The organism is Pseudotabrizicola sp. L79 (genome assembly GCF_036553525.1).
Classification (GTDB): Bacteria; Pseudomonadota; Alphaproteobacteria; order Rhodobacterales; family Rhodobacteraceae; genus Pseudotabrizicola.
On record NZ_JAZHDA010000051.1, the window covers coordinates 238,409 to 264,761 of the forward strand.

Genomic DNA, 26,353 nt, shown 5'->3' on the forward strand with positions numbered 1-26,353 from the left:
CTAGCGCGTGAATGCTTCTTTATTTCCGGCATCAACATTGATGATGTTGCCGGTCGATTTTGCCGACAGATCAGAGGCAAAAAAATAGGCCGCTTCGGCGATATCTTCGGGAAAGACCGAGCGTTTGAGCATGGAGCGCTGGCGATACATTTCTTCCAGCCCGTCCTTGTCGGTCTTGTAGGTCGAGGCGCGCTGATCCAGCCATTCGCCCGACCAGATTTTTGATCCGCGCAGCACCGCATCGGGGTTGACCACATTGACGCGAATGCCCGCCTCGGCCCCCTCCAGCGCCAGACAGCGGGCCAGATGGATTTCTGCCGCCTTGGCCGTGCAATAGGCCGATGCATTGGGCGAAGCCGCAAGGCCGTTTTTCGAGGCCACAAAGACGATAGAGCCGCCGATGCCTTGCGCCCGCATCAGCTTGAACGCTTCTCGGCTGACAAGGAAATACCCGGTCGAAAGGATATCCATATTCTTGTTCCACAGCGCAAGGCTGGTGTCTTCGATCGGGGCAGAAGAGGCGATCCCGGCATTGGAGACGAGAACATCCACCCCGCCAAATTCCACCGCAGTCTGGGCAAACGCAGCCTGCACGGCAGACTCATCCGTGACGTTCATCTGCACCATCCGCAGCACATCTGCACCGAAACGGGCCGACAGATCGGCATGGGTGCGGGCCAGTGCTTCGGCATCAATATCTGCCAGCATCACGCACGCCCCTTCTTGCAGATAGCGCGCGGCAGTGGATGACCCGATTCCCCCCGCAGCGCCGGTCACCAAGGCTATGCGGCCCGCAAGCGCCTTGGGCTTGGGCATCCGTTGAAGCTTGGCTTCTTCCAGCAACCAGTATTCGATGTCGAAGGCTTCCTGTTCCGGCAGACCGCAATATTCCGACACCGCCGAAGCGCCGCGCATCACGTTGATTGCGTTGATATAGAACTCGCCAGAAATCCGCGCCGTGGCCTTGTCTTTGGCAAAGGTCAGCATGCCCACACCCGGCACCAGATAGACAACTGCGTTCGGGTCGCGCAACGCCGGTGACGTGGGGTTCTTGCAGCGGTGGTAATAGGCCGCATAATCGTCGCGATAGGCCGCAATCTGATCGGGCAGGCCCGCCATCACCGGCTCGATATTATGTTGTGCCGGATCAAAGGCCACCACCAGCGGGCGAATCTTGGTGCGCAGGAAATGGTCAGGGCAAGAGGTGCCAAGGGCTGCCAAGGGCGGCATGTTCTTGGCATTCACAAAATCCAGCACGGCATCGGAATCGTCAAAATGCCCGACCATGTGCTGCTGGCCCGAAATCATGCCGCGAATGGCGGGCATCAGGCGGCCAGCGATGGCGCGGCGGGCATCGGGGGCAAGACTTTGATGAACCGGCCCCCCAAAGGCGGCAACCCCCTTGGTTTCTGCGGCGAACCAATCCATCGCCTTTTGAATGATCGAAAGCGTCAGCTTGTAGCAAGCCTGCGCGTCATCATCCCAGGTGAACAGGCCGTGGCTTTCCAGCACGACGCCTTTGGACTCAGGGTTTTCCAGACAGTATTTCTCTAGCCAGAGGCCCAGTTCATAGCCCGGCCGCTTCCACGGCAGCCAGCCGATCTCTTTGCCGAAAATCTTTTCCGTCAGCTCTTTGGAATTGCGGGCGGCTGCGATGGCGATGATCGCATCGGGATGCATGTGATCAACATGTTTGCGCGGCACATAGGCGTGCAAGGGCGTGTCAATCGAGGCCGCGCGCGGGTTCAGGTTAAAGGTGCAATGGGGCAGCAGGCCGACCATCTGATCTTCCATCGCGACGCCCTTATAAATACCCTTCAGCGCGCGCAGTTTGTCCATGTAAAGCGTGGCAAACCCATCCATCTTGATCGAGCCGACATCGCCGCCAGAGCCCTTGACCCAGAGCACCTCGACCTGTTCACCCGTCAATGGATCAAGTTCCATCACCTTGGCGGATGTATTGCCGCCACCGTAATTGGTGATGCGTTTGTCCGACCCCAGAAGATTCGAGCGATAGAGCAGCTTTTCCGGCTCGCTCATGCCCTTGGCCTTGTCTGTATCCCATTGATCCAAAAGGCGGCCTGGCGCTTGCACTGTCATGATATTCCCCCCAAAGGGCCCAAAGGATTGAAGACCCTGTTTGACACGAGTGTTGCTGGGCCTGCGTCAGAATGTCAATCATAAACAATCATTTTTGATCTTTTGCAGTTGCAGCATGATTGAATATGACAAATTATGATTGACACGCCCCAAATCCGCAGACATCGTGATGGCAGGGGGAGACAGCCATGCACGAATCCGAACGCCACAGAGTCATTTTGTCTGCCGTGCAAGATCGCCCGGTGGTCACTGTCATCGAGCTTTGCGAAATGACATCGGCCTCGGAGGCGACAATCCGGCGCGATATTGCCACCCTGCATATGCAAAAACGGCTTCGTCGGGTGCGCGGCGGTGCGGAATCGATCAGCCCGCCGCAATTCGTGGGCCTTGCTGGCCGCCCGTTCTCGGTCAACGAAACGATGAATGCCAAGCAAAAACAGGCAATTGCGCGGGCAGCGGTTGAGCTGTGCACGGATGGCGAGAGCATCATCATCAACGGTGGCACGACCACCTTTCAGATGGTGCATCCGCTGGCCAATCGCAGGCTTCAGGTGTTCACCAACTCATTCCCGATTGCAGAACATCTGCTGAAGCATTCCAAAAACACCATCACCCTGTCTGGCGGCACGATTTACCGCGAACAGAACATCATCCTGTCACCCTTCGACAATGACGTGACGCGAAATGTCTATGCCAAGCGCATGTTCATGGGCGCGCATGGTCTGGCCCCGATTGGTCTGATGGAGGGCGACCCGCTGCTGGTGCAGGCCGAGCAAAAGCTGATTGGTCAGGCTGATGAGCTGATCGTGCTGGTGGACAGTTCCAAGTTCAAGAACCGCTCACCGTTGGTGCTGTGCCCGCTTAGCCGGATCGACACGGTGATCACCGACGAAGGTATCTCAGATAAAGCTGCGGCGATGTTGGAAGCCGCGGATGTGACCTTGATCGTAGCCCCCATGGGGGCAGCGAAAGCAGAAGAAGCGGCATCCTAGACGCCGGACAAGACAACACCAGGGAGGGAAATATGACTGTCATGAAGAAGATTTTATCCAGCGTCGCGGTGGCTGCGACCTTGATGGGAACCGCCGCACAGGCCGAGACCACGCGGATCGCGCTGGTCGTAAAGGCGCTTGGCATCGGCTTTTTTGAAGCCGCCAACAAAGGTGCCGAAGAGGCCGCCAAAGAGTTGGGCGATGTTGAAATCATCTACACTGGCCCCACAGACACCACCGCCGAAGGCCAGATCGAGGTGATCAACAGCTTGATCGCACAGGGTGTCGATGCGATTGCCATTTCGGCCAATGACCCCGACGCCGTGGCCCCTGCGTTGCAAAAGGCGATGGACCGCGGCATCACCGTCATCTCGTGGGATTCGGGCGTGGCGAAAGACGGGCGGATGATGCACCTGAATCCGTCCTCCAGCGCGCTGATCGGCAATACCATCATCAAGCTGGCCGCAGATCACCTGCCCGATGGCGGCGATGTGGCGGTGCTGTCTGCGACCGCAACATCCACCAACCAGAACACCTGGATCGAAGAGATGAAAAAGGTGATGGGCAACTATCCCGGTGTGAATCTGGTGGCCACGGTGTACGGCGACGACCTTGCCGACAAATCCTATCGCGAAGCGCAGGGCCTTATGGCAACCTATCCGAACCTGAAGGCGATCATCGCGCCGACGACGGTGGGCATTCTGGCCGCCTCGCAGGCAGTGACGGATGCTGGCAAGATCGGGCAGATCAACGTGACGGGCCTTGGCCTGCCATCTGAAATGGCCGGCGCGGTTGAATCTGGGGCAACCATTTCCTTCGCGATCTGGAACCCGATCGATCTGGGCTATGCCGCAACGATGCTGTCTTACAACATCGCCAAAGGCGCCAAGGCCGAACCCGGCGCCACCATCCCGATGGGCCGCATGGGCGAAGCCACGCTGGACGACAACAACGAGGCCGCGATGTCGGACCCGTTCACCTATGACAAATCGAATATCGAAGAGTTCAAGTCGATCTTCTGATGTTTCGAACCCGGCGCGGCCACTGCCTGCGCCGGGTTCTGCTCTGCCCTTTCCAACAATTGGATACGTTCATGCAGCCGCAGCCCTCCGCCGCAGCGCCCGCGGCCATTCTTGCCCTTGATGCAGTAACCAAAGAATTTCCCGGCGTGCGCGCGCTGTCGGAGGTGTCTTTGTCGCTATATCCCGGCCAAGTCACCGCATTGATCGGTGAAAACGGTGCGGGCAAATCGACTGTGGTCAAGGTGCTGACGGGGATTTACCAGCCCGATGGCGGCACAATTCTGGTCGATGGCAAACCGGTGCGATTTGCAAATGCGCAGGCCGCCGCCGCACATGGCATCACGGCCATTCATCAGGAAACCGTGCTGTTTGACGAATTGTCCGTGGCCGAGAACATCTTTCTGGGCCATGCGCCGCGCGGGCGTTTTGGCCTGATTGATACCGCAGCGATGATCAAGAAATCGCGCGCGATCCTGACAGAGATCGAAGCCGAGATCGACCCGACAACCCGCTTGCGCGACCTGAGCATTGCCAGCAAGCACCTGGTCGCCATTGCGCGCGCGCTGTCGGTGGATGCCCGCGTGGTGATCATGGATGAACCTACGGCTGCCCTGTCACATAAAGAAATCCACGAGTTGTATGAACTGGTCGATAAGTTGAAGGCGCAAGGCAAGGCGATCTTGTTCATCAGTCATAAGTTCGATGAGATTTTTCGCATTGCCGACCGTTATGCCGTGTTTCGCGACGGGCACTTCGTCGGCGAAGGCGCGATGACCGACGTAACCCAAGGCGCGCTGGTGCAGATGATGGTGGGGCGCGCGGTGGATCAGATTTTCCCGGCCCGCCACCCGAACCCAGGCGCAGAGGTGCTGAAAGTGGTGGGCTATGATCACCCGACCGAATTCGCCGACATCAGTTTCTCTTTGCGCCGAGGCGAGATTTTGGGCTTTTACGGGCTGATTGGCGCAGGCCGATCCGAGGTGATGCAAGCCCTGTATGGGATCACGAAACCCAGCAAAGGGGCCGTGCGAATCGACGGAGAGGTGCGCGTTCTGCGCTCTCCCGCTGATGCTGTGGCGCATGGCATTGTTTATGTGCCCGAAGATCGTGGCAAGCAGGGGGCTATTACCGCGCTTCCGATCTATCAAAACGTCACCTTGCCCTCGCTTGGCCGCACGTCACGGCACGGGTTCTTGCGACTGGCGCGCGAGTTCGCGCTGGCCCGTGAGTATACCGCCCGGCTTGATCTGCGCGCGGCGTCGCTGGAAACGGCGGTGGGGAACCTGTCGGGGGGCAATCAGCAAAAAGTGGTGATTGCGAAATGGCTGGCGACCCAACCCAAGGTCATCATTCTGGACGAACCGACCAAGGGCATCGACATCGGGTCAAAAGCGGCGGTGCATGAATTCATGGCGGAACTGGCCGCCCAAGGCTTGGCGGTCATCATGGTGTCCTCCGAAATCCCCGAGGTTCTGGGGATGTCGGACCGTGTCATCGTCATGCGCGAAGGCCGCATCGTGGATGAGTTGCAAGGCGAGGCGCTGACGCCCGAAACGCTTGTCCGCCGGGCGGCAGGGATTGGAGATACCGAATGATAAAGCGTTACCTGCACTCTCGCGAGGCCATTCTCAGCGCCGCGATCCTGGTGCTGATCGTGCTGATCGCACTGCGTTTTCCGGCCTTTGTTGCCCCGGCCAATCTGGCCAATGTGTTCAACGATACATCCCCGCTGATGATCCTTGCCATCGGCCAGATGATCGTGATCCTGACCAAATGCATCGACCTGTCGGTCGCGGCCAATCTGGCGCTGACGGGTATGGTGGTTTCGCTGCTGAACATCGCAGCGCCCGACCTGCCACTGGTAGTAACCCTGCTGGTCGCCGTGTCGCTTGGCGCGGTTCTGGGCATGTTCAACGGCATTTTGGTCTGGAAGCTGAACATCCCGCCGATCGTTGTGACGTTGGGCACCATGACCATTTATCGGGGCATCATCTTTCTGATTTCCAATGGGAAATGGGTAAATGCGCATGAGATGAGCGCAGCGTTCAAAGCCTTTCCCCGCCATGTTTTTCTGGGTTTCCCCGTGTTGTCGTGGATCGCGCTGGGGGTGATTCTGATCGCCATCGTGGTGATGACCCGCACCACGTTGGGCCGTGCCTTTTATGCCGTCGGGGGCAACCCCCATGCGGCCGTTTACACGGGGCTGAATGTGGGGCGCACGCAGTTCTGGGCCTTTACCATCTCGGGGGCATTGGCGGGGCTGACGGGCTATCTGTGGGTGTCGCGCTATGCCGTGGCCTATGTCGATATCGCCGGTGGGTTTGAGCTGGACGTGGTCGCAGCCTGCGTGATTGGCGGCATCTCTATCGCGGGGGGCATCGGCACTATGGGGGGCGCGGTGCTGGGGGCCTTGTTCCTTGGCGTCATCAAGAACGCCCTGCCCGTCATCAACATTTCGCCCTTTTGGCAGCTTGCGATTTCGGGCGCTGCAATCCTGATTGCGGTGGTGCTGAACTCTCGCGCCAACCGAACCCGTGGCCGCATCATCCTGAAACAGACGGAGCCAGTGGCATGAGCAGCACCGACCGTTACATCCCCGACCGCCTGCAAAGCCCGCTGCAACGCCGCCTGAAATCATGGGAGACGTTACTTCTGGCTGTGGCGGTGGCAATTTTCACCTTCAACGCCTTTGCCTCGCCCTATTTCCTGAACGCGTGGAACCTGTCGGATGCCACATTCAACTTTACTGAAAAAGCGATGATCGCCTTTGCCATGGCCCTGTTGATCATCGCCGGAGAGATTGATCTGTCGGTGGCCTCTATCGTGGCACTGGCCTCGACCGCGATGGGGGCGGCGGCGCAGGTGGGGGCGTCACCCGCGACACTGGTGATGATCGGGTTGACGGTGGGCGTGATCTGCGGGGCCTTCAATGGCCTGTTGGTCACGGCGATGGGCCTGCCCTCTATCGTGGTGACCATCGGCACCATGAGCCTGTTTCGCGGCATCAGCTATATCGTTTTGGGCGACACCTCTTACGGCGGCTATCCGGCGGGGTTCGCGTTCTTTGGGCAGGGCTATGTCTGGTGGGTGATTTCCTTTGAATTGGTCCTGTTCGCGGTTCTGGCGATCGTGTTCGGTGTCTTGCTGCATCTGACCAACTTTGGCCGCGCCGTCTATGCGGTCGGGAATAACCCGGTTGCCGCGCTGTTTTCTGGCATCCGGGTGAACCGCGTGAAGTTCGTTCTGTTCCTGCTGACGGGGCTGATGGCGGGGGTGGCCTCGGTCTGCCTGACCTCGCGCCTCGGCTCTACCCGCCCCTCTATCGGCTTTGGGATGGAGTTGGAGGTGGTGACGATGGTTGTGCTGGGGGGGGTCAATATTCTGGGCGGGTCAGGGTCCATTCCGGGGGTGGTGATTGCCGCCTTTGTCATGGGCCTGGTCACCTTTGGGCTTGGCCTGCTGAATGTGCCGGGAATTGTGATGTCGATCCTGATCGGCGCCTTGCTGATCGGCGTGATCGCGCTGCCGCGACTTTGGGGAATGTGGAGGGGCTGATGGAAAAATACGCCTTCAAGATGCAGCTTCACCCCGGCCAGAAGGCCGAATATATCCGCCGTCACGATGCGATCTGGCCAGAATTGGTCGCCTTGCTGAAAGACGCAGGCGTCAGCGATTATTCGATCCATCTGGATGAGGAAACGCATGTCCTGTTCGGGGTTTTGTGGCGCAAGGATGGGCATAGGATGGCCGATCTGCCCAGCCATCCGGTGATGCAGAAATGGTGGGCCTATATGGCCGATATCATGGTGACCCACCCCTCGAATGAACCGGTCGCCACCCCGCTTGCCACCGTCTTTCATCTGCCATGATGCGCAGGATCGCCGTCATAGATGTGGGCAAGACCAATGCCAAACTGGCCTTGGTCGATTTGCACGATCTGTCTGAACTGGCCGTGCGGATACGCCCCAACACCGTGCTGCCCGCGCCGCCCTTTCCCCATTATGACCTGGCTGGGCATTGGCAATTTTTCTGTCAGGGCTTGCGCGCCTTTCAGGATGAGTTTGGGGTAGATGGTGTGGCGATCACCACCCATGGCGCGGCGGCCGCGTTGATCGGGCACGACGGGGCGGCCCTGCCGATGCTGGATTATGAACACGACGGGCCTGCGCAAACGGCGGCAGACTATGACGCGCTGCGACCATCCTTTGCCGAAACCGGCTCGCCGCGGCTGGCCCTTGGCCTGAACCTTGGCGCGCAGCTGCATTGGCAGTTCACCACGGATCCGGGGCTAAGGGATCGGGTCAAACAGATCGTCACCTATCCGCAATATTGGGGGTATCTGCTGACCGGCAATCTTGCCTGCGACATCTGTAGCCTTGGCTGCCACACCGACCTGTGGGTGCCGGAAAAAGGGGCCTATTCCAGTTTGGTGCAGCGTTTGGGCATCACAGATCTGATGGCCCCGCCGCGCCGACCCAACGCCCAACTGGGCACGATTTCAGCGCAGGCGGCCTTGGCGACGGGCCTTCCGCAGGGATTACCGGTTGCCGTGGGTATCCACGATTCGAACGCCTCGCTGTTGCCGCATCTGCTGGGACGAAAGGGCGCGTTTTCGGTTGTTTCGACGGGCACTTGGGTGATCATGATGGCGATGCGCGGCGATACACCCCAGCTTGATCCGGCCCGCGACACGTTGATGAATGTAAACGCCTTGGCCGAGGCTGTGCCATCGGCCCGCTTTATGGGGGGGCGCGAATTCGATCTGGGTCTTGCGGGCACAAAGGCCGTGGCAACCGATGCCGACAGGCAAGCGGTGCTGGACCAATCCATCATGCTGCTGCCTGCTGTTGAACCGAATTCTGGCCCCTTTGCAGGCCATCACATGCGCTGGACCGCGCCCCCCCAGACCGATGGTCAGCGGCTGGTTGCGCTGTCATATTACCTGGCGCTGATGACACAGACCAGTTTGCAAATGATCGGGGCAAAAGGGCCTTGTGTGATAGAAGGCCCTTTTGCCCGCAATCGCGATTACCTGACCATGCTTGCCAGCCTGCGCGCAGACGGGGTCGAGGCGAGGGAATCCTCTACCGGCACCAGTGCTGGTGCAGCGCTGTTGTTCGCGCAAGACGCACCTGTGATGGCCGCCGAAGTGCCGCAATCGGCAGACGCCAAAACCGCCGCTTACGGCCGTTTGTGGCAAGAAACCGTCGATGTAGAGCGGGACAAATCGGGACTGAACGCTTTCTGAGACTCGGCCTTGCAAGGGGTGCCCCGCCCTCCGCCGGGGCCGATTGAAAGAACGCAGATGCAGAGGGGACAGGGCTGCGCGAATGGTGCCATCCTGGTCACAGGATTTTGCGTCAGCGGGACCCGCCGCTGGGCAAAGCCTGAACTTATCGCGTTTGATACGCCCTTTTGATGGCATGATCTGCAGCGAAGAAGATGAACCAAGAGCACAAGCCGTCCGGCCCGGATTTAGCCGTTGTAGTCGCTGCTTGTGGCAACGGGCGGGCCAAGCGCGGCAATAATCGGCCCGCGTCGCGCCGGGGATGATCGCCGCGGTGCGGTCAGGGAAAGGAGTGGCGAGACAAATTGTCTCGTCGCCCTGTTCATATCATCGAAGTCCAGAGCTGGAACAAGAGCCCCGATCCAAAAGCACCGGTCAAGGACAGGCCGATATAGAGCCCGAAGACCTGTGGGCGCGCCAAAGCCCAGACCGCCATCGCCGCCGGGATCGAGGTGACGCCGCCCGCCACGAGAAAGGCCATGCCTGCGCCCGGCGCCATGCCTTGGTCAATCAGCCCGCTGACCAGTGGCAGCGCCGCGTAACCATTGAGGTAGGCGGGAACGCCAACCAGCGTTGCGGTCACGATTGGCAGCAAACCCTCGCCCCCCAGTGCTGCGGTCACGGTTTCAGCGGGTATCCACGCCAGCATCAGGCTTTCGAGGATGAAAGCAAGTGTCAGCCATTTGGCGAGAAACAGCGTAGTGGTAAGCGCCGTCTTGCCAAACTTCGCCCGGCGTTCTGCATCAATCCAGAAACGCCAGACCACGGGTTTCGGCACACGGATTTTGGCACCGCCGCATCCACCATTTCCGATGCCCTCGCGCAGCGGATCGGCGAAGGCGCCACCCTTCATCATAAGGTGCACTACAATGCCGCCAAATGCACCAAGCCCAATAGCAGCGATGGTTTTTGCCAAGGCGAACTCAAGGCCCAGCACACCCGCTGTCAGCACGAACATCGACGGGTCCATGATCGGCGACGCTAGCCAGAAAGCCATGACTGCGGACAGAGGCACGCCCATCGCCAGCAGCGCCGCGATCAACGGGATCACTCCGCAGGAACAGAAGGGCGAAATGCCCCCTGCCAGCGCGCCAAGCCCAATCATCAGGATCGGCGCACCTGTGAAAGCCTTGGCGATCAGGTTGTCAGCCCCTGTCGCGCCTGCCCAGGCGGCGATGGCGATTGACAGGATCAGAAACGGTGCCGTGTTCAAGAGCGCGCTGCCGGCAAAGATCGCAGTATCGGCCGCCTGAGGCGCGTTGAACACCGCCAGCGCCGCCAGGATCAACACCGAGGCGAGCCAGACGCGCTGATCCTGCCACAAATGGCGCCACATTGACCGGAGGCTTGATATCGGGAGGGAAATCTCAGTCATCGCTAAATCTCCGGATTTGTCGTTGTTTTAGGGGGAGAAAAGAATGCCTCATGCCGCATCTTCCGATGGGCGAACCGCAACACCGGTGCAACATTCTGACGTCAGGAAGCCGACCACGCGGTGCATCGCGGGGAAATCGACCCGGTTGAACACCTCGCGACCCTGCTTGTCTTGCAGCACCAACCCGGCATCGACCAACGTGGAGAGATGATGTGCCAGCGTCGAGGGTGCCAGACCAAGATGCTCGCCGATATCGCTGACCCGCAACCCCGTTTCACCGGCCTTCACCAACAGGCGAAAGATCGAAAGTCGAGCATCGTGGCCGAGAGCGGCAAGGGCGCGGGCATGAGGGCTGATCGTTGTCATAATTTCAAAGTAACTATATTTCTAGTTTTGTAAATATTTTTTTGAACCGGATTGGCGGCCTGCGGCGGCTGAAGGTATGCCGTGGCTGGATTACACCAATCGCGTGATCGCCGCAGCTTGCCTTTCTCTGCGCGAATTCATCCCACAGGTTCCATCAAGGTTATGCCGAGGGAGGTGAAGCCGGTGACGAAGACATTCTGATCTGGAACTTAGCAATCTGACGGCCGAACTTGTGCGCAGAGAGCCGTTGGCGCTGCTGTTTGACCCATGCATCATGGATCGCATTGCCTGCCAGACACCGCACACGCCGGACACCGCGTGCATTGTCGGGCGGTGGCTGTCACCTTGCTGACGGCACAGAAAGATGACCAAGCCTGCGGCCTCATTCTCTGTTAATAGGCCGACGTTCTGGCGTTTGGTAAACCTGCTGGTCTTCATCACGGTCTTTCGATGGCTTGTTCTCCGACCGTGATAGTCGTATCGTCAATCGACGATATAGCATGAAAGCATTTCCGTGACAGAGACCGATCAGATTGCAGACCTGGCCAAGGCGCTGGCGCATCCGGCGCGGATACGGATCGTGCGGCTGTTGCTGGCGGCCCCCGGCTGTATCGGCGGTGATATCGTAGAGGCGGTGGGCCTGGCGCAATCCACCGTGTCAGAGCATCTGCGCATCCTGAAGGCCGCAGCGATCATCACCGGTGAGATCGACGGCCCGCGCGTCTGTTATGCGCTGAACCCTGCCGCGCTGGCGCCCCTTGCCACCTTTATTGCCAGCCTGACACCGCCCCCCGGCGGTGCCTGCTGCCTGCCTGATCAAAAGGAAACCGCATGAGCCTGTTCGAACGCTGGCTGACCCTTTGGGTTGCCCTTTGCATCCTTGCCGGGCTTGGTCTTGGCAACCTTTTGCCCGGCGTGTTTGCCGCATTGGCGGGGCTGGAATATGCCTCGGTCAACCTGGTCGTGGCTGTGCTGATCTGGGCGATGGTCTATCCGATGATGATCGCCATCGACTTTGGATCGCTGAAAGACGTGGGGCGGCGGCCCAAGGGCTTGGTGATCACGCTGGTGATCAACTGGCTGGTCAAACCGTTCAGCATGGCCGCACTGGGGGTTTTGTTCCTTCAACCACGTCTTTGCCGGGCTGATTGATCCGGCCAAGGCACCCGAATACATCGCGGGGCTGATCCTGTTGGGTGCCGCCCCCTGCACGGCGATGGTGTTTGTCTGGTCGCAACTGACAAGGGGCGATCCGAACTATACGCTGGTGCAGGTCAGCGTGAACGACCTGATCATGGTCGTGGCCTTTGCGCCCATCGTTGCCTTTCTGCTGGGCGTGACCGACATCAGCGTGCCGTGGGAAACGCTGATCCTGTCGGTTGTTCTGTATATCGTGATCCCGCTGATCGCCGGGGCGCTGACGCGGCGGGCGCTGATGGCGCGCGGGGGCGACGTGGCGGTTTCCGACTTTACGGCCCGGATCAAGCCTGCCTCGGTTCTTGGCCTTTTGCTGACCGTGGTGCTGCTGTTTGGCTTTCAGGGGCAGGTGATCATCGCCCAGCCGTTGTTGATTGCGCTGCTGGCCGTGCCGATCATCCTGCAGTCTTATGGCATTTTTGCGCTGGCATATGCCTGGGCCTTTGCCTGGAAAGTGCCGCACAAGGTGGCCGCCCCCTGCGCCCTGATCGGCACATCAAACTTCTTTGAACTGGCGGTGGCCGTGGCCATTGGCCTCTTTGGCCTCAACTCGGGTGCGGCGCTGGCCACGGTTGTGGGTGTGCTGGTCGAGGTGCCGGTGATGCTGACGCTGGTCGCCTTTGCCAACCGCACGCGTGACAAGTTTCCGGCATGAGCTTTCAGGTTGTCATACACCACAACCCTGATTGCGGCACATCGCGCAATGTCTTGGCGATGATCAAAGCCGCTGGATATACCCCTATTATCATTGAATACCTGAAGGAAGGCTGGACCCGCCCACAGCTTTTGGCGCTGTTCGCCGCCGCGGATCTGACGCCGCGCGATGCCTTGCGCGTTGCCCGATCCCCCGCCAAGGAGATGGGGCTGACCGCGGAAGACGTGACAGACGATGCCCTGTTGGCGGCGATGGTTGCGCACCCGATCCTTGTGAACCGGCCCATCGTCTGCACCCCCCTGGGCGTGCGCCTGTGCCGCCCGTCCGAGACGGTGTTGGACCTGTTGAACCGCCTGCCGCCCGGCCCGCTGGCGAAAGAGGACGGGCAACTGATCATCGACGCCAAAGGAAACCGCTGTGTCTGACCGCAGTTCTGACACGCCCAACATCGACGACGCACTGTTCCCCGGCATCGACCGCGACAGGTTGTTCGGCGGCATAGCTTCTGCGCATCCTGATCCTTTACGTTGTTGATGTCCGCTGGAAAGTGACCCCGATAGGCGCGTAATTTTCACTGAGACTTGCCCCATGTGCCCCCCTCCCAAGCAAGGAGCGAGGCTGTCGCACATCTGAACGCCTATTTCGGGCTGTCGGAACGGCGGGCGTGCCGGATTGCCGGGGCGGACCGGAAGATGGTGCGATACCAGTCGCAACGCGCACCTGACACCGCGCTGCGCGGGCGGCTGCGGGATCTGGCCAATGAGAGACGCAGATTCGGCTATCGGCGGCTCTTTGTGCTACTGCGCCGCGAAGGGGAGCCTTCAGGGATCAACCGCATCTACCGGCTCTACAGCGAGGAAGGGTTAACCGTCCGTAAACGCAAAGCGCGCCGCAAGGCGATTGGGACGCGGGCGCCGATCCTGATCGAGGCGCGCGCGAGTGCCTTGCTGCGATCCCTGACACTTCAATTTCGGGCCGCCGTGTGGCCCGGGAGCTGACAGCGCTCATCGAACGGCGTGGCAAGCCCGGGATGATTGTCAGTGACAACGGCACCGAACTGACCTCGAACGCGATCCTCAAATGGTGCGCCGAGCACAAGATCGAATGGCACTACATCGCGCCCGGCAAGCCGATGCAGAACGGCTTTGTCGAAAGTTGCAACGGACGGATGCGGGATGAGTTTCTCAACGAGACGCTGTTCCTCAACCTGGCCCATGCCCGTGATCTGATCGCGACTTGGGTGACCGACTACAACACCGAGCGCCCTCACTCGGCCCTCGGTTACCAAACCCCAGCAGGTTTCGCCCTGCACCTGACAACCGCAATCGCCCGACCCGCTGCACGCGATGAGAGTTCCGCGCGCCGGGCGATTGCTCAAACCACGCCAACAGGTGTAAATAACCACCGGGCTCCGGTCGTCGCTGGATGAAAGACCCGTGGCAGCTCAGTTGATGTAGACTGCAAACGCCAAAAGCCGAGCGTTTAGCTCGGCCTTGAAGTATTTGATAACTTTGTTAGATTTGGTTGCGGGGACAGGATTTGAACCTGTGACCTTCAGGTTATGAGGGCCACCCCCGCATCCGGAATAATGTTTTAATTTCAGATTGTTAGCTGGTTTTCGAGGTCGCAACGTCGGCGTCGTGTCGCACGGAACAGCCGCAAACCGTTGGGACAAAACGGGAATCTGAGATCGCAGCGTAGAACTGACCCTGTCATTGGTCGCCTTGGCAAGGCCGCTCGAACCAGCTGCGATCTTGAAGTATCGGGTTGTCAATATTCCGGGCATTGCACGACGGGAGGTGAGGTGACGTGTTTCCATCGTAAAGAAGCCCCGGCCCAACCATCCCGGTGTAGTAGCCGTTGCAAGCTTGGCGGTTCCCGCCCAGACCGCTCATTGCATAGGCCTCATCATGGCTCAAGCCATCCAGTCTTGCGTCTATGGCCGCATCAAAGAGCCCGGACTGGCTTCGGTCATATGAATAGACCCAGACATAACGATCATTGAAACAGATTCCCTCCAAATCACGAGCAAGTCGTGTCGCACCGTCTTTGGCGAATAGGTCTCCACTATTTGATTGCGCGGGGTCGACCCCGCGCATGATGATCATCCCGTTGGGAAGAACAACCCTATCGGGGGGGTGCCCTATAACAGCCGGAAGTCTCAACAGCGCAGCAACGCTGGCCAGACCAACTGCGACCGAAATCAACCAAGGCGACAGCCTTTGCAATAACCTTGGACCGCGCATCATCCGCCACCCGTGGCAGAGTATTCACTTTGGCCAGCGTCCCTGAAGACTTCTGCCGAGAAAGTTGCTGCCCAGCTTCCCGTAATCGCGTAGGGCGTCCCGCCTGTCTCGATGCCAAGGCCGAGCGGATCCTCAAAACGGTCGCTGAACTCGAACTCAGTTGCACCACGGATTTTCATCATGGGACCATGGCTCTCGACCGTCCCGGTGAACAGGCCTCGAACGACACCATCGCCATGCGAAAACTCGACGCTTCCGAAATCATAGACCGCCTCAAAATCGTAGGAAAACGCGCCGCTCTCAGCGCGCCTGGCCGCGTCAGCGATCTGATCCGCAAGCCTGCGGAACGCTCCCTGCGCACCATCGTTCCAAGCATATTGTTCTGCAATTTCCCGCAAATGTCCTATCTCCAGGAGATCGACAGAACGCCCGCCTCCAAAATAATAATGGTTCACGAAGTCGGTATCTGTCCATCGATCAGTACTCGAAGCCAGCCCCGTGGAAAATTCGTGGAACGCGAACTCAGTTTCACCCGAAATATAGGGAACGGCTTCGCAGCGGCAATTGTAATCTTCGCCCGGATGACCTGACGGCGGCGGGTCTGACCAAGAAAAGATGCGGCCATCGTTAACGCGATGCGACGTGCGAACCCGCTCGTCGTGCTGTGTTCGCCAAACATACTGACCGGTGGCACCGGTCTCCTTGAGCGACAGCCTGATCGGTGTGCCCTTGCGGAGGTAGGCAATGAAGGCGAAGCGATAGGCGTCGGTGTGATATATGTTCATGATCGGGAACTCGATGGGCCGGTGTTCCAGTATCACGCAATTTATGCAAAATCGTGTTAACGGCCCGTTCGCAAACTTCACCCATCCCGCATATCACCCCAGCAGCTTCGCCTCGACCATGGCCATCGCCTTCTGGTGGTCGGGCGATGGGAACAGGTGGCCGTAGCGTTCCATGGTCATCTGGATCGAGGAGTGGCCCGCGAAGGTCATGACCTCCTTGATCGAGAAGCCCTGCTCGATCCAGAGCGACACGGCGAAGTGGCGCAGGTCGTGCCAGCGCATCGTCACCTCGACCTTTTCCAAGAGCTTGCGGAACCGGGCTTGGGTCTTGGTGTGCTGGAGGATCCCGCCCTGCGACGCAGGGAAGACCAGATCGAGGGCGTTCTTCGGGCAGCGCAGTTTCCAGCGGCGCAGGGCGTTCAGCACCATGGGCCCGGCCGGGATGTCGCGGAACCCGGCGCGGGATTTCGGCTCGCCGATTTGGTTGTAGGCATCGGCGCGCTGGCGGATGCGAATGAAGCCCTTGTCGAAATCGACGTCCTGCCAGCGCAGGCCCCGCAGTTCGGAGGCGCGTAGCCCCCCGAGGGCCGAGACGATCAGGTGCGGCTTGAAATCCTCGTCGGCGGCCTCGATCAGGGCACGGATCGCCTCCTTCGTCGGCACCGGGGCCTTGTGCTCGATCCGGCTGGACTTGATCACCCGCACGCCTTGCGCGGCATTGGTGAACAGCTGACCGTTGTCGATGGCATGGTCCAGCGCCAGCTTCAGCACCGACAGCGCGCGTCGGGTCAGGTGTTCGGACCGGCCGTTCAGCAGCAGACGGTCGCGGAATTCGTTGACATGGCGGCGGGTCAGTTGGGCGATCAGCTTGTCCCCGATGCCGATCTCGGGCGCGGTGATGTGCAAGCGCACATAGTCGCTGTAGCCGCGCAGGGTTGAGCGTTCCATCCGCCGCCCGGTCTTGCAGCGCACTTCGCAATGGTCGAGCCACGCCTTCGCGGCATCGGCCACGGTCGTGCTGTCGCTGTCGGCCAGATAGGTGTGGTTGGCGACCAGCGAGCGGACCTTGACCAGATAGACGTCAGCATCCTTGCGGCGCGGGAACAGCTTGGACCGCCGCTTGCCGGCCTGGTCGGTGAAATCCACCTGCCAGCGGACCAGGCCCGAGGGCAGCGTGCGTTTGCGGATCGTGGCCATCATTTCCCTCCGTGAGCGTAAGAAACGGGAGCAGTTGTCAAAGCCCGTTAATTGGTGATATGAACCGTCTCAGATGCACTTGCAACGGATTGTTGCGTGTGTAAAGCCCTCGTTCATGATCGGAGCCCACGACAATGACAGCCAGCGAACGGAACGGTGCGGAAGCGCCCGAACCGCTCTTTCATGGCGACGCGGAAGCGGTGGCGGCATCGGGGATGCCCCTGCCCAGCCTGCGTGTCCTGCAAGCTGCCGGTGCCATTCAGGCGCAGAAAACCCCAAAGGAGCATGGCGGCTTCAAGCGGATGTGGCGCGAGGAAGATGTGCTGATCGCCTCGATCGGTGCCGCGATCAGCGAGCATTTCGCCTGGAACATCCGCATCGTGGCCGAGGCCATGGCCAAGACGCGACCCGGCACATGGGCTGCTCTGACAGCCTCGATAGCGGGGACCATCTCACCCGACGCGGGCGCGCTGATCCGATCAACCCCGGACGACTGGCATCTCGACCTGATCGACCGGAAGTTCCTGTTCCTGCGGGTGCCGCCAGTTTTCGCTACCATCTTCCACGACGCGCCTCCGGGAAAGGCAGACCTCATCATCGGCTACGCGACATCGAAGGACACGTTCCAGATGCTTCCGTGGCTGGCTGGAAGTCCGCAGGGCCTCGCCAAACTCTCGAAAGCATTCTCCCCGGCGCAGGCCACCGCCGCCGAACGCATCTACAAGCTGGCCATCGCGACCCACACCAACGCGCTGAGCACCGCCAGCATCAACATCAGCATGCAGGTTCGCGCCGCGTGGCGCCGCCTCCACGGACTTGACGCCCACTTCCTGCAGGACGCCCTGCGCTAGAAAGGAGACCCAGCCATGACCAAACACCCCGGCCCCGTCGAGAACCTCCAGCAGACCGCGACCGAGGTGACGCTCGGCGATGACCTTCTTCGCGGCGCGGACGAGATCGCCAGGTTCATGTTCGGCGACGTGAAACACCGCCGCAAGGTCTACTACCTGACCGGAGAGGCCCCGAGGGGCATGCCGCACTTCAAGATCGGTTCGGTGATCTGCGCCCGCAAAAGCACGCTGCTGAACTGGATCGCGCAGCAAGAGCGTTTCACCCCGGGCGAGTGACGGCAGCCGCAAATGTCCTGAGGTCCGCGATCCCGTCGCGGGCTCCATCTTCCATCAGATGCATAGCGAACCCCGCCCCATGACCCTTCAGGACAACCCGCTCGACTTCAACGACGTGCCGCCCACGCGCAAAGGTCGTACGTCCCGGCGCATGTCCGTGGCCCGGGTGGCGGAACTGGTGAACGACCGGATCGCCGATCTCGCCGTGGAACTGCTCGGCACACCGAACCGCGCCCTTTCCAGCGCGCAGCAGTTGCGCTTCGGCACCAAAGGCAGCATCGCGGTGGAAATCGCGGGTAAGGATGCCGGGCGCTGGTATGACCATGAGGCCGGAACGGGCGGCGCTGGGCCGGAACTGATCCGTCATCACTTCGGGATGGACGAAAAGGCTGCTTGGGACTGGGCGCGTAACTGGCTGGGCGATGCGGAAATGCCTGCCTCCTGGACCGCCACCAAACCTACAAACGTCCCGGCATCTGGCCCGGCCCGCACCGTGGCGCTGACGGAGGCCGAACTCGCCGCCAAGGTCGCAGAGATCGTGCGCCAGACCGAAGCCCCGAATGGCACACCCGCCCACGCCTATCTGGTCGGGCGCGGGATCGCCGTCCAGCCCCCCGACTGCATCCGCTTTCGCCGTAACGCCTATGGCAGCCATGGCGCGATGGTCGCGCTCGCCACGGATGCGGCAGGCACGGTGCTGGCGATCCAGCAGGTCTATCTGACAGCCGAGGGCAAGAAGGCCCCGGTCAATCCCGTCAAGCGCACCAACAAGGCAGTCGAGGGCTGGGGCGAACGTTCCGCCGTGCGCCTGCCCGGCCGCGAACCGCTGGTGCTTTGCGAAGGTGTCGAAACCGCGCTGTCAGTCTGGCAGGCCACCGGTCAGGAAGTCTGGGCCTGTCTCGGCGTCTCGAACATCGGCCGCGCGCCCGTCCCGGCAAAGGCAACTGTCATCATCGCCCGCGATGGCGACGCGCCCGGCAGCAAGGCCGAGGGAATGATCACTCGCGCCGCCACCGCCCTCGCCCTGCGCGGGTTGACGGTGATGATCGCCACGCCGCCCGAGGATCAGGACTTCAACGACGTGCTGCTGCGCGAGGGCGAGGAGGCCATTCGCAATCGGATCGCCGCTGCCGAACTCTTTCGCCCGGACCAGGCCGAGCAGGGTCGCAAGCGCCTCTACATCGGGTCGGACGTGGAGATGGCGAAGCGCGTGCGCGAGGATTTGACCGAACGCCATGGCCGCATCGTGCATGCCGAGGGCGAGTTCTGGCGTTACATTGGCACCCATTGGGAGGCGATCCCGGCCCACGAATTGCGCCTGCCGGTCCACACCTATGACGGCGCGAGCTTCGAGACGCCCGCAGGCGAGCCCTCGAACGTCAAGCTGACTCAGACCCGCGTCAACTCTGTCCTGAACGAATGTGCAGCCCTCTGCGCCGAACCCGGCTTCTTCGACACCCCGCCCGCTGGCATCAACTGCGCCTCGGGCTTCCTGCGCTTTGATGCGAACGGAACGCCGCATCTGGAACCGCATCATCGCAATCACCGCTGCCGTCACACCCTGCCCGGCCGCTGGATCCCCGGCACCTCCGGCATCCCGCCCGAGGGCTCGATGCTGCGCCGCCTGCTGACCGGCAGCTTCAAGGGCGACCCGGAGGCACAGGCAAAATGCGATCTGCTGGCCGAGGTCTGCGGATCGGCCGCGCTGGGCTATGCCACTCGCCTGGTACAGCCCCGTGCCGTCGTGCTGCACGGCAAGACCGCCGAGAACGGGAAGAGCCAGATCCTTGACCTCGCGCGCGGCCTCTTGCCCGCCAGCGCCATCTGTTGCGTTCCTGCTGCCAAGATGGGCGACGAGCGGCATGTCACCGGGCTGGTCGGGAAACTCCTGAACGCCTCCGACGAATTGTCGCCGGAAGCCATCGCCTCCAACATCTTCAAATCCGTCGTCACCGGCGAGCCGATCGAGGGGCGCGATGTCTACAAGAGTCGGGTCGAGTTCCGCTCTGTGGCGCAGAACCTGTTCGCCGCGAACCAGTTGCCGAGCTTCAAGGGCGGCGTTGATCGGGGCGTGCAGCGCCGCCTGCTGCTGATCCCCTTCACCCGCACCATCCCCCTCGAAGAACGCATCGAGGATATCGGCAAGCGCATCGCCTCCGAGGAAGCCGACCTGCTGCTGGCATGGGCGGTCGAGGGGGCTGCGCGGCTGATCCGCCAGCGCAACTTCGCCATCCCGGAAAGCTGCCGTGAGGCGCTGATCGAGTGGGTGCTGGGCGAGGACCCGGTGCTGGCGTGGATCGATGCCTGCGTGAAGGTCGTGCCCATCGTGAACGGCGGCCCGATGCTCGCCACCCGCGATGCCTACATGCGGTTCCAGAACTGGGCGCAGGCCGAGGGATTCAAGCCCGAGAAGATCCCCGCGATCAACGGCTTCGTCCAGCGTGTCCAGGCCCAGGTGGCGGGGATCCAGCACAAGCGCACCAGCGCAGGCCGGTTCTTCCTCGGCATCACAGTGACGCACTGGTGACGCAAGAATGACGGACTTTGGCGCGCAACCCATTGAAAGTGTTGAGATGACGCACTTGGCCCGAACCTTTTCATATAAGGGGGGAAACCAAACAAACCTGAATATACATTACCCCCCTTATATAAAGTGTTGCTCGGGAGGGTGCGTCATCTCAACACTATCAACCACTTACGCCCCGAAGCCCGTCATTTCTGCGTCATTCTTGCGTCATTCGCACCGCCCCGCGGTCGGTCTTGAGGGGCGTCAACTGGGAAGGATCGGGAAGGCGGCGGTTCCTTTTGGGCCAATTCGTATGCGGGGGAGCACAGCGCATTGGCCCGCCAGCGTCAGGGGGCGGAAATGACTAAACTCGACAGCGCCGAGACCAAGACCGCCTTCGCTGCCCGCGTCGGGCTGACCAAGGGCCGCATCTCGCAACTGGTGGCCGAGGGTCTGCCGGTGCGCCCGGATGGGCGGATCGACGTGGCGGTGGGCCTCGCCTGGATCGAGGACAACCTCGACCCGGCCCGGCGCAACAAGCGTGGAGCCACCGCCGCCCCTGCCCGCGTCTCGACCACGCTGGCCGAAGCCAAGCGGCTGCATGAGATCGTTAAGGTGCAGCGTGCCAAGCTGGCCTTCGAGAAGGAACAGGGGCTGCTGGTGGAAACCGCCGCCGCCACGCGCACCGTGTTCGCCCGCGCGCGGGCAGAACGGGACGCGCACATGGCTTGGGTGCAGCGCACCGCGCCCTTGCTGGCGGCCGAAGTGGGGGCCGATCCGCGCGCCACCTTCGCTGCGCTGGACCGGATGATGCGGGAGCATCTCGAACACCTGGCCGACCTGCCGCTTGGGAGCTTTGGCGATGGTGCCTGACATCGATCTTGCCTGGCGGCGCGGCATCCGCCCGGAACCGCCCATCCCCGTGTCAGACTGGGCTGACCGGCATCGTATCCTGCCGCCGACCTCGGCGGAACCGGGCCGCTGGCGCACGGATCGCACGCCCTATCTGCGCGCCGTGATGGACGCGCTGTCCACCTCCAGCCCCTATGAACGGGTCGTGCTGATGAAGGGCGCGCAGACCGGCGGCTCCGAGGCCGGGCTGAACTGGCTGGGCTACATCATCCAGAACGCGCCCGGCATCGCCATGTTGGTAATGCCCTCGCTCGACATGGTCCGGCGCAACACCACCGGCCGCATCGACCCGCTGATCGAGGCCACTCCTGCCCTGCGCGATCTGGTCGCGGCCCCAAGGTCGCGGGACGCCGGGAACAGCCTGTTCCGCAAATCCTTCCCCGGCGGCCAGCTGGTGATGACCGGGGCGAACAGCGCCGTCGGCCTGCGCTCCACGCCCGTGCGCTACCTGTTCCTGGACGAGGTGGACGGCTATCCCGGCGATGCCGATGGCGAGGGCGACCCCGTCGATCTGGCGATCCAGCGCACCACCACCTTCCGGGGGCGGCGCAAGATCTACATGGTGTCCACGCCGACCCTGAAAGGCCATTCCCGCATCGAGGCGGCCTATCTCGACAGCGATCAGCGGTATTTCCACGTCCCCTGCCAGCATTGCGGCGACATGGCCCCGATTACCTGGGCGCGCATCCGCTGGCCCGAGGGGCAGCGCGACGCCGCCTATCTGGTCTGCGATGCCTGCGGCGGCGTGCATCATGAGCATGACAAGCCAAGCCTGCTGGCCGCTGGCGAATGGCGCCCGACCGCGCCGGGCGATGGCCGCACGGCAGGGTTCCACCTTTCGTCGCTCTATTCGCCATGGGAAACTTGGGCCGAGATCGCGCAGGAGCACGCGCGCGTCGCCAAGGATCCCGCCCGCCTGCAGGTCTGGGTCAATACCAAACTGGGCGAGTCCTGGGAGGATCAGGCGGGCGACACCGTTCCCGCCGATCCCCTCATGGCCCGGCGCGAGGACTGGGGCAGCGATCTCGCCCCCGGCGCGGCCGTCCTGACCGCGGGCGTTGATGTGCAAGGCGACCGGATTGAGGTGCAGGTTGTCGGCTGGGGCCGGGACGAGGAAGCATGGGTCATCGACTACCGCGTGCTCTGGGGCGATCCTTCCGGCCCGCGTCTCTGGTCGGACTTGGACGGCGTGCTGAACGGCACCTGGGGCGACCTGCCGGTGCGCGCCGTCGCCGTGGACACCGGCGGCCACCACACCAAGATGGCCTACGAGTTCTGCCGCACCCGCCTCGCCCGCCGCATCTGGGCGATCAAGGGCCGGGGCGGCCCCGGCATCCCGGTCTGGCCGCGTCGCCCCACCCGCAGCAACAAGGCAAAGATCCCGCTCTTCATCGTCGGCGTCGATGCTGTGAAGGACGCCGTCTACGCCCGCCTGAAGCTGTCCGAACCCGGCCCCGGCGCCATCCACTTCCCCCGCCGCCTCGATGCCGACTACTTCCGCCAGTTGACCGCCGAACGCGTCGTGACCCGCTTCGAGAAGGGCCGCCCCATCCGGTCCTGGCAACCCAAGCGCGACGGCGAACGCAACGAGGCGCTGGACACCTTCGTCTACGCACACGCCGCCCTGCACGGGCTGATCAGCATGGGGATGCGGTTGAACCAAGAGGTGGAAGAGGTGTTAGCCAGAGACCGCCGACTTCATCAACCCGACACAACAAAGCAAAGCTTGATAAGGTCCCGATGGATGGGATAGTCCATATCTTGTGCAAGATGCTCAAACTAAGCACTCAATCTTCGAAGCTCTACACAGAAAAAGAACTGGCAACCACCTATGCAGACCACGCAAAGCACCATTTCGCTTCAAGACGAAAGTGGCCGCCAGTCTGCGGAGAAAAATCTTGGCGCGGTGTACACACCGGCAAACCTAGCCGACTGGGTTGCCCGCACTTTCATTGAAATGGCATCACTTCCGTCGAATGCGGTAGTTTGCGACCCCGCGTGTGGTGATGGTGAACTGCTGCGTGCCGTGCAAGCGAACCGCCCAAACATGAAACTGGTCGGGATCGACATCGATCCATCTGCCGTTGAGATTGCTCTAAAAAGGAAGGGTGAGGGTCAATTTCAATTTATAAATTGCGACGCCCTTGGGTCTCCGAATAGTTCGCGTATTCCGTCTTGGGCCATCCTGTTCGGAAGGAAGAGTATTGATGGCGTGATCGCAAACCCACCTTGGGGGGCTGATCTCAATGCATCGCGTCAGGAACTTACCGCGATTGGCTATAGCTTTGCGAAGGGGCAGTTTGACAGCTGGAACCTTTTTGTTGAAGCGACACTTAGCAATCTGCGCCCATCTGGAACTGCCGCGTTCATCATTCCTGACTCTATCTTCTTGCCTGAGCACGCGCGCATGCGGGAATTTCTGCACTCCAATGTTCAGATTGCGTTCATCGCTCGACTTGGGGAAGGATTCTTTTCAGAAGTTTTCCGGGGAACCGCGATTGTGATTATCAGAAAGCTTCCTCCGGGAAGCGATCATCTAGTTGAAACGCTCCGATTGAATCGAGAAGACCGCTCCGCAGTACTTACTGGGAAGAAAACCTTAGACGAAATCAGACGGGCGAAGGCACACCTTCTGCCTCAATCCAGATTTCAGAAGGATCCATTTGGGCGCTGGGATATCGATAGCGCAGTATCCGAAGACGCAAAAATCCACGCTTACACGACAAGGCGTTCTGACTGGACACAGTGGCTCTGCTCAGGGCGTGGAGTGGAACTGTCAAAGTTTGGGCACGTAGACGTCTGCCCAGTTTGCGACTTCGCGCGACCCGCCTCAAAAAAAGATAGTCTGACCTGCACTAACTGCGGTCACACGTCTAGGTCGCTCGACTTTCGAAAGGTCCAAATTGTAAGAGATGAGCCTAGCAATCCAAATACCTTTCCATTTCTCGTTGGAGAGGATGTTGGTCGCTACTTTGCGTCGCCCAGTCGCTACATCACAAAGTCGGTGAGCGGAATAAACTACAAGTCGGAAGACGTATACAGCCGCCGCAGGCTGTTGATCAGGAAAACTGGAGTTGGGATAAAGGCCGCCATCGTCAATCAGCCTAGCATGACGAATCAAGTCGTATTTCACTACTTCGAGAACCCTGCTTTGGATGTTCCGAGCTTCTTCCTGTCCTATTGCCTGGGAGTCTTGGGATCGCGTACACTTCTCGCGTACCATCTCAGGACAAACGGCGACAACGAATGGCGATCACACCCCTATATAACTCAAAAAGTAATTTCGGGTTTACCTATTCCTCTACCAGCACAAGGCACTGAAAGTTGGAAGCAAGCCCAAGCAATTGCTGCTCTAGTAGATCAAGCGCTAGCAAAGGATGAGCTCACGATGAAGCTTGATGCGAAAATCGAAGGGCTTGTCGCGGCGCAGTTTGGTTTTGACGATAGCTCATATTCTTGGGTTGAACGCGTTCTCAGCCAAGCCGAGTCACTTGAACCGATACGTGCATTACAGCTGGGCAGTCGTTTTCGCGTCATGCCGCAGTGGGCTGACTAAATGTCTTATCGTTACATCGGGAACAAATCGCGGCTTCTTCGCCCTATTGTCGATCGCATAGGCGGCATCGTAAAAAAAGGTGCAGTTGTCGCCGATCTTATGTGCGGAACTGCGAGCGTATCCGAAGCATTGCGCGTTGCCGGCTATCGAGTAGTCGCTTCTGATATGATGTCCTATGCGTTTCATCACGCTTGCATTCGACTGAAACTCGACCGCCCCCCTATTTTCGCCGCTGTTTCAAAGGACGGCTACTTGGGGGTACTAAAACACCTTGAGTCGCTCCCAAGTACATTTGGGCATTTCTTCCGCGAGTACTCGCCTGAAGGCCAGCCTAACAACGGTGAACGACCGCGAATGTATTTTTCGCCGGAAAACGCTGCATCGATCGATGCAATAACACAACAAATCAATGAGTGGCGTTCACTAGGAAAAATCACCGATCTAGAGAATTCGCTTCTGCGGCATGACTTGGTCCTGGCGGCAAATCGCGTAGCAAATATTGCTGGCACGTATGGACACTACCGGTCGACATGGAGCAAATCCTCACTCACCCAACTCACACTTCGGCCATCGACGTTTCTGTGGGGCATATCTACAGATCATGACGTTTATCAGGGCCAAGCCGAGGATCTCGCTCAGTCTATTTCCGCAGACCTTTGCTACATTGACCCTCCATATATGAAGCGGCAGTATGCGGCGAACTATCACATTATTGAAACAATTGCCCGTGGCGACGCTCCTGAGGCTGTTGGCGTTAGTGGACTGAGGCCGTGGCGCGACCAGTATTCTGACTTTTGTTCAAAGGTTCGAGTGCGTGATTCGTTCAGAAAAATTATTGGGGGAATGCAATGTCAGACCTTTCTTATTAGCTATAGCGAGGATGGGCTTCTAAGCAAAGAAGAACTAATGCAGCTTTTCTCAGAATTTGGGCGCGTCGACTTCGAGCGCCTTATACACCAAAGGTTCAAGAGCAATGTTGGAGGAGAAGGCGGAACGGTTGAGGAGTATCTATTCAAGATAACGAAATAGA

At 60.4% G+C, this 26,353-nt stretch carries 22 protein-coding genes and 2 pseudogenes; 18 read left to right on the plus strand and 6 right to left on the minus strand.

Going from position 1 to position 26,353, the window contains the following annotated elements; translation table 11 throughout:
- The gene (locus tag V3C85_RS12970) at positions 1 to 2,100 is read right to left on the minus strand and encodes a bifunctional rhamnulose-1-phosphate aldolase/short-chain dehydrogenase (protein ID WP_331795521.1); all 2,100 of its coding nucleotides are present in this window, start codon (positions 2,098 to 2,100) and stop codon (positions 1 to 3) included.
- A gap of 188 nt (positions 2,101 to 2,288) precedes the next feature.
- Between V3C85_RS12970 and V3C85_RS12975 the strand changes: the two genes are divergently transcribed.
- The 7 genes from V3C85_RS12975 (at position 2,289) to V3C85_RS13005 (ending at position 9,362) form a co-directional block, all read left to right on the plus strand.
- Positions 2,289 to 3,092 (plus strand): DeoR/GlpR family DNA-binding transcription regulator, encoded by an 804-nt coding sequence (locus tag V3C85_RS12975; protein ID WP_331795522.1) that lies wholly within the window; start codon positions 2,289 to 2,291, stop codon positions 3,090 to 3,092.
- A gap of 32 nt (positions 3,093 to 3,124) precedes the next feature.
- On the plus strand, positions 3,125 to 4,114 hold the full coding sequence (rhaS, locus tag V3C85_RS12980; RefSeq protein ID WP_331795523.1) for a rhamnose ABC transporter substrate-binding protein: 990 nt from the start codon (positions 3,125 to 3,127) through the stop codon (positions 4,112 to 4,114).
- 71 nt (positions 4,115 to 4,185) lie between these two features.
- Positions 4,186 to 5,709, plus strand: a complete 1,524-nt coding sequence (locus V3C85_RS12985) for a sugar ABC transporter ATP-binding protein (protein WP_331795524.1) — start codon at positions 4,186 to 4,188, stop codon at positions 5,707 to 5,709.
- Positions 5,706 to 6,689, plus strand: coding sequence for an ABC transporter permease (locus V3C85_RS12990; RefSeq protein ID WP_331795525.1), 984 nt, complete (start codon positions 5,706 to 5,708; stop codon positions 6,687 to 6,689). Before V3C85_RS12985 ends, V3C85_RS12990 begins: the two co-directional genes overlap by 4 nt.
- A complete protein-coding gene (locus V3C85_RS12995; RefSeq protein WP_331795526.1) occupies positions 6,686 to 7,669 on the plus strand; it encodes an ABC transporter permease in 984 nt (327 codons plus the stop codon). The genes V3C85_RS12990 and V3C85_RS12995 overlap by 4 nt, the downstream gene beginning before the upstream one ends.
- Complete coding sequence (rhaM, locus tag V3C85_RS13000) at positions 7,669 to 7,983, plus strand: L-rhamnose mutarotase (RefSeq protein ID WP_331795527.1); 315 nt, start codon at positions 7,669 to 7,671, stop codon at positions 7,981 to 7,983. Before V3C85_RS12995 ends, rhaM begins: the two co-directional genes overlap by 1 nt.
- Positions 7,980 to 9,362: an FGGY-family carbohydrate kinase gene (locus tag V3C85_RS13005; protein WP_331795528.1), complete on the plus strand. Its 1,383-nt coding sequence runs from the start codon at positions 7,980 to 7,982 to the stop codon at positions 9,360 to 9,362. The genes rhaM and V3C85_RS13005 overlap by 4 nt, the downstream gene beginning before the upstream one ends.
- 361 nt (positions 9,363 to 9,723) lie before the next feature.
- Here the strand turns inward: V3C85_RS13005 and V3C85_RS13010 are convergent, their stop codons facing one another.
- A complete protein-coding gene (locus tag V3C85_RS13010) occupies positions 9,724 to 10,776 on the minus strand; it encodes a permease (protein WP_331795529.1) in 1,053 nt (350 codons plus the stop codon).
- Positions 10,777 to 10,824: 48 nt separating this feature from the next.
- Positions 10,825 to 11,142 (minus strand): ArsR/SmtB family transcription factor, encoded by a 318-nt coding sequence (locus V3C85_RS13015; RefSeq protein WP_331795530.1) that lies wholly within the window; start codon positions 11,140 to 11,142, stop codon positions 10,825 to 10,827.
- Positions 11,143 to 11,656: 514 nt separating this feature from the next.
- Here V3C85_RS13015 and V3C85_RS13020 point away from each other — a divergent pair.
- The 4 genes and pseudogenes from V3C85_RS13020 to V3C85_RS13035 all read left to right on the plus strand — a co-directional run.
- The gene (locus V3C85_RS13020; protein ID WP_331795531.1) at positions 11,657 to 11,977 is read left to right on the plus strand and encodes an ArsR/SmtB family transcription factor; all 321 of its coding nucleotides are present in this window, start codon (positions 11,657 to 11,659) and stop codon (positions 11,975 to 11,977) included.
- Positions 11,974 to 12,994, plus strand: a pseudogene (gene arsB, locus V3C85_RS13025) (ACR3 family arsenite efflux transporter). The gene V3C85_RS13020 and the pseudogene arsB overlap by 4 nt, the downstream one beginning before the upstream one ends.
- The gene (gene arsC, locus V3C85_RS13030; RefSeq protein WP_331795532.1) at positions 12,991 to 13,419 is read left to right on the plus strand and encodes an arsenate reductase (glutaredoxin); all 429 of its coding nucleotides are present in this window, start codon (positions 12,991 to 12,993) and stop codon (positions 13,417 to 13,419) included. The pseudogene arsB and the gene arsC overlap by 4 nt, the downstream one beginning before the upstream one ends.
- A gap of 180 nt (positions 13,420 to 13,599) precedes the next feature.
- Positions 13,600 to 14,423, plus strand: a pseudogene (locus V3C85_RS13035) (integrase core domain-containing protein); the annotation flags it as partial.
- A 283-nt stretch (positions 14,424 to 14,706) separates the two neighbouring features.
- Here V3C85_RS13035 and V3C85_RS13040 read toward each other — a convergent pair.
- The 3 genes from V3C85_RS13040 to V3C85_RS13050 form a co-directional block, all read right to left on the minus strand.
- Complete coding sequence (locus V3C85_RS13040; protein ID WP_331795533.1) at positions 14,707 to 15,201, minus strand: hypothetical protein; 495 nt, start codon at positions 15,199 to 15,201, stop codon at positions 14,707 to 14,709.
- Between the two features lie 38 nt (positions 15,202 to 15,239).
- Complete coding sequence (locus V3C85_RS13045; protein WP_331795534.1) at positions 15,240 to 16,025, minus strand: minor capsid protein; 786 nt, start codon at positions 16,023 to 16,025, stop codon at positions 15,240 to 15,242.
- A 93-nt stretch (positions 16,026 to 16,118) separates the two neighbouring features.
- Positions 16,119 to 17,222 carry a site-specific integrase gene (locus tag V3C85_RS13050; RefSeq protein WP_331795535.1) on the minus strand — a complete coding sequence of 368 codons (1,104 nt, stop codon included), beginning with the start codon at positions 17,220 to 17,222 and terminating at the stop codon, positions 16,119 to 16,121.
- Positions 17,223 to 17,356: 134 nt separating this feature from the next.
- Between V3C85_RS13050 and V3C85_RS13055 the strand changes: the two genes are divergently transcribed.
- The 7 genes from V3C85_RS13055 (at position 17,357) to V3C85_RS13085 (ending at position 26,352) form a co-directional block, all read left to right on the plus strand.
- Positions 17,357 to 18,073 (plus strand): hypothetical protein, encoded by a 717-nt coding sequence (locus V3C85_RS13055; RefSeq protein ID WP_331795536.1) that lies wholly within the window; start codon positions 17,357 to 17,359, stop codon positions 18,071 to 18,073.
- Positions 18,074 to 18,088: 15 nt separating this feature from the next.
- Positions 18,089 to 18,349 carry a hypothetical protein gene (locus V3C85_RS13060; RefSeq protein ID WP_331795537.1) on the plus strand — a complete coding sequence of 87 codons (261 nt, stop codon included), beginning with the start codon at positions 18,089 to 18,091 and terminating at the stop codon, positions 18,347 to 18,349.
- A gap of 79 nt (positions 18,350 to 18,428) precedes the next feature.
- Positions 18,429 to 20,876, plus strand: coding sequence for a DUF7146 domain-containing protein (locus V3C85_RS13065; RefSeq protein ID WP_331795539.1), 2,448 nt, complete (start codon positions 18,429 to 18,431; stop codon positions 20,874 to 20,876).
- A gap of 339 nt (positions 20,877 to 21,215) precedes the next feature.
- Positions 21,216 to 21,728, plus strand: coding sequence for a hypothetical protein (locus tag V3C85_RS13070; protein WP_331795540.1), 513 nt, complete (start codon positions 21,216 to 21,218; stop codon positions 21,726 to 21,728).
- The gene (locus tag V3C85_RS13075; RefSeq protein ID WP_331795542.1) at positions 21,718 to 23,520 is read left to right on the plus strand and encodes a phage terminase large subunit family protein; all 1,803 of its coding nucleotides are present in this window, start codon (positions 21,718 to 21,720) and stop codon (positions 23,518 to 23,520) included. The genes V3C85_RS13070 and V3C85_RS13075 overlap by 11 nt, the downstream gene beginning before the upstream one ends.
- 78 nt (positions 23,521 to 23,598) lie before the next feature.
- Positions 23,599 to 25,323, plus strand: coding sequence for an N-6 DNA methylase (locus V3C85_RS13080; protein WP_331795544.1), 1,725 nt, complete (start codon positions 23,599 to 23,601; stop codon positions 25,321 to 25,323).
- Complete coding sequence (locus tag V3C85_RS13085) at positions 25,324 to 26,352, plus strand: DNA adenine methylase (protein ID WP_331795545.1); 1,029 nt, start codon at positions 25,324 to 25,326, stop codon at positions 26,350 to 26,352.
- Position 26,353: the final 1 nt, after the last annotated feature.